Source organism: Eubacterium aggregans, from assembly GCF_900107815.1.
GTDB lineage: Bacteria > Bacillota > Clostridia > Eubacteriales > Eubacteriaceae > Eubacterium_O > Eubacterium_O aggregans.
Genome location: NZ_FNRK01000048.1, coordinates 1 through 3,292 on the forward strand (window position 1 = coordinate 1; position 3,292 = coordinate 3,292).

The 3,292-nt window shown below is 41.5% G+C and carries 4 protein-coding genes; 1 reads left to right on the forward strand and 3 read right to left on the reverse strand.

What is annotated here, in order from left to right; translation table 11 throughout:
* Positions 1 to 147 precede the first annotated feature (147 nt).
* From BLW33_RS13770 to BLW33_RS13780, 3 genes are all read right to left on the reverse strand, one after another.
* Positions 148 to 1,149 carry a hypothetical protein gene (locus tag BLW33_RS13770; RefSeq protein ID WP_090310013.1) on the reverse strand — a complete coding sequence of 334 codons (1,002 nt, stop codon included), beginning with the start codon at positions 1,147 to 1,149 and terminating at the stop codon, positions 148 to 150.
* A 26-nt stretch (positions 1,150 to 1,175) separates the two neighbouring features.
* Entirely contained in the window at positions 1,176 to 1,601 is a 426-nt protein-coding gene (locus BLW33_RS13775; protein WP_090310016.1) for a hypothetical protein, read from the reverse strand.
* Positions 1,602 to 1,672: 71 nt separating this feature from the next.
* Positions 1,673 to 2,353: a TIGR00266 family protein gene (locus BLW33_RS13780; RefSeq protein ID WP_090310019.1), complete on the reverse strand. Its 681-nt coding sequence runs from the start codon at positions 2,351 to 2,353 to the stop codon at positions 1,673 to 1,675.
* A gap of 330 nt (positions 2,354 to 2,683) precedes the next feature.
* Here BLW33_RS13780 and BLW33_RS13785 point away from each other — a divergent pair, with 330 nt between their 5' ends.
* Complete coding sequence (locus BLW33_RS13785; protein WP_090310021.1) at positions 2,684 to 3,223, forward strand: type 2 periplasmic-binding domain-containing protein; 540 nt, start codon at positions 2,684 to 2,686, stop codon at positions 3,221 to 3,223.
* The last annotated feature ends 69 nt before the right edge of the window (positions 3,224 to 3,292 follow it).

A 3,292-nucleotide genomic window follows, 5' to 3' on the forward strand; every position in this document is an offset into this window, starting at 1 on the left:
TGATGTTGCGTTTACCATCGGTCATCTCGACCTTGTGAACGGGTTTCTTTGGTTTTGCCATAATAAAAGGCCTCCTATGGGATTAGTTTATTCTATCACAGGAAACCTTGGTTTTGGAATTTACAGATTCGGCGAGTGGGTCCTTATCTAAAATCCAGTTAATTTGAAAATAAGTATTTCAGTCGGTTCATCTTCACCTTCTTTAAGTTCGTAACCTTCAGGCATGACCTGGTCTTGAGCGGCTGCAACCAACAGACTGCCATCAGGCTGGAGAACAAGATCACTAAGCCATGGATAATCGGTGCCGAGCACCTCGTCTGGTTTAAGGTTGCCAATCACTTGAAAATCCGGAGTCCAAAAGATGATGCTTCGCATATTGCCATCTATAGCAACGAAACCATTACTGGTCTCCACCATTCCAGTGACGGAGCCCAAAGAGTCAGGATTTCCAATTTCCGTATTCCCAAGAAGGGCCTGAAGATTCCCATTGTAGTCGTAAATAGCAATACGCTCTTCTTCGTCCACTTTTCCAGCAATCATGACATGGGTATCAGTGATCGCAATATCGGAAATGATCCCCAAAGTGCTTCCCTCCAAAGGGGGCGTAAAGGCCCAGGGCTCAGCAGATAGGTTCCCATCCACGTTTGTTACCCGTTGAATGGGGTTGCTGACCCAATGGGTAAGGCCCCAACTTCCGTCTGGAGCAATAGCCAGATAATCTTTGACCGTACTTTGGACAGTTTGCTGCATATTTTTTACACCAATGATTGAGCTGATTCCAGGAGAAATCCAAAGCGTATCAGTATTGTCCCGACTCATGAAGCTGCCTTCTTTATCCAAATCAAGACGCGTGCCCATGGTATAGCTTTCACCATTGAGTGCATACTCGGTTAGCGTATTGCCGTCCAAGATGAATAATTGCCCACTAGAGCTTACCGCGATTTGATTGTCAAAATACTCTTTGGCAATGACCGGTTCTGAAAAAGGAATCCACGTAGGGGTGATGGTGTAAGTGCCAACCATTGCCGATTTAACATTAGGTTTATAGGTGGTATCCACAGGCTCAGGGTCTGGTTTTGGACCACAGCCAGTGAACAGAACAAGGCCAATTAAAGCCAGAATAAGTAAAAAGGTATGTCGTTTTTTCATTTATGCATCCTCACTTTTCATCTGTATTATTCAAAGGTGGTCGTTTTGAATTGACTCATATCGACATTGGCACCTTCTTTAACAAAATAAACTTTCAGACCCATTCCCATAAAGTCATCACAGGTTAAAATAGCATCATCTTGAATGCTTCCCTCAAGCTTTTCTCCGTCCATGTCTATTAAAACTTTGTTATCCTCACGCTTCCAAGAAAAATTACCATTACTACCGTCGATAGTTGCAGTTCCCTTACCACTATCTTTAAACTCTAGAACAAAATCACCAACTTCTTCGCCACTTACCATGATACCCATCATTTCAGCGCCAGCTACTTTCCATTTCCCCACAGTAGGGTCATTACTAGTGGTTCCACCGTCGCTATCGCCACAACCGCTCAGCAAAAAAATCATCCCTATCAATAAACACAAAGCCAATACAAGACTTCTTTTTTTCATGATATACCTTCCTTTTCTAAATACTTAAGGCAAATAGCAACCAAATATTTTATACAACCGATCCCAATCCTTTATTTTGAGGTGGTCAGATAAGGTTGAAGAATGCCAGCTACATTACTAATGGGCATGGTTTGTAAGATAACTCGGCCGGGACCTTTAACAACAGTGTTAAAAACACCTTCGCCGCCTAATAGCATGTTTTTTACTCCGGGAACGGTGATAACATCCATTGTGCATGTTTCCTCCATGGCAGCTAAATAGCCTGTGTCGACGATGAGTTCTTGTCCAGCCCCTAGACTATACTCGACACCATGGCCATCAATCTCAATAAAGGCGGTTCCGTTACCCGAAAGTCGTTGCATGATAAAACCTTCCCCGCCAAAAAGGCCCTTGCCTAATTTCTTTTGAAAAAAAACAGAGAGTTCAACTCCTGCGGTTGAGGCGAGAAAAGCACTTTTTTGGACAATCATGCTGGCGTCAGCGCTGATGTCTAAAGGTCGAATCGATCCGGGAAAACTAGAAGCAAAAGCGATCATTCCGGGGCCACCTTTTGCAGTGTAATGATTTTGAAACATGGAATCACCAGAGACAAGTCGCCCGAAGACTTTACCAATTCCACCGCCAGAAGTAGTTTCCATTTTCATATTGCTACTCATCCAACTCATGCTGCCGCTTTCACTAATCATGGCCTCTTCTGCATCGAGATTACAAATCACCACAGGCAGATTGCCACCCTTCACTTCATATTTCATAAAAAACCTCCTTTAAAAATATTGATTAAGAAAATGTACTCTATTTATATCTGTAACGGATATAAAGTCAAAATAGCTTAAAATAACTTATGGGGTAATAATTGCACATGTTGTGTATTTGTAGAAAGCTGAAAACGAGAGCTTTTGTGGCTTGATTTAGTAAGTAGTTCGTGATATATTTAAAAAATAAAGGATTGCAATACGGACTGATATTCTATTTATTATTTTACACATTTTGGGATTATCGTCCCTACCCAAAATCCTAAAAGGGTAGGAAGTCTTAAAAATGAGGAGCGGATTTAATTCTTAAATCATTGGAGGGGTCTTTAGATGAAAAGAATAGTGCGGCGGTGTTCCTTTATGGTTTGTATCATTATGCTGATTTTTTGTTTGATTGGATGTTCTGGAAAAAACACAAAACTTAATCCAGATAATCCGGTAACACTTACCATATGGCATGTCTATGGGAGTCAGACCGAGTCACCGTTTAATGATAGTATAGATGCTTTCAATCGGACAGTGGGTGCTCAGAGAGGCGTTATTATCGAGGTAACATCGGTAAGCGATTCTAGTGCTATTGATGAAGATATTTTGGCTGCGGTAGCAGAAGTGCCAGGCTCGGAACCTTTGCCCGATTTATTTATAGCCTACCCCCGTATAGAGGAAAAAGTAGGATACGATAAACTGCTTGATTTTAAGCCATATTTAACAAAAGCGAAATTATCAGAGTATATACCGACGTTTCTAGAAGAAGGGTATTTTGACGATAAGTTGCTTATGCTTCCTGTTGCAAAATCTACGGAATTATTGTTTTTAAACCAGACAAATTTCGATTTTTTTACTAAAGTGGAATTGTCAATAAAAGTTTAGTCCCATCGGCAAGGAGAATTATGCAGCAACAGTACAGTGGTAAAGTGCCCGCTTAGAGAGCGGCGGGAG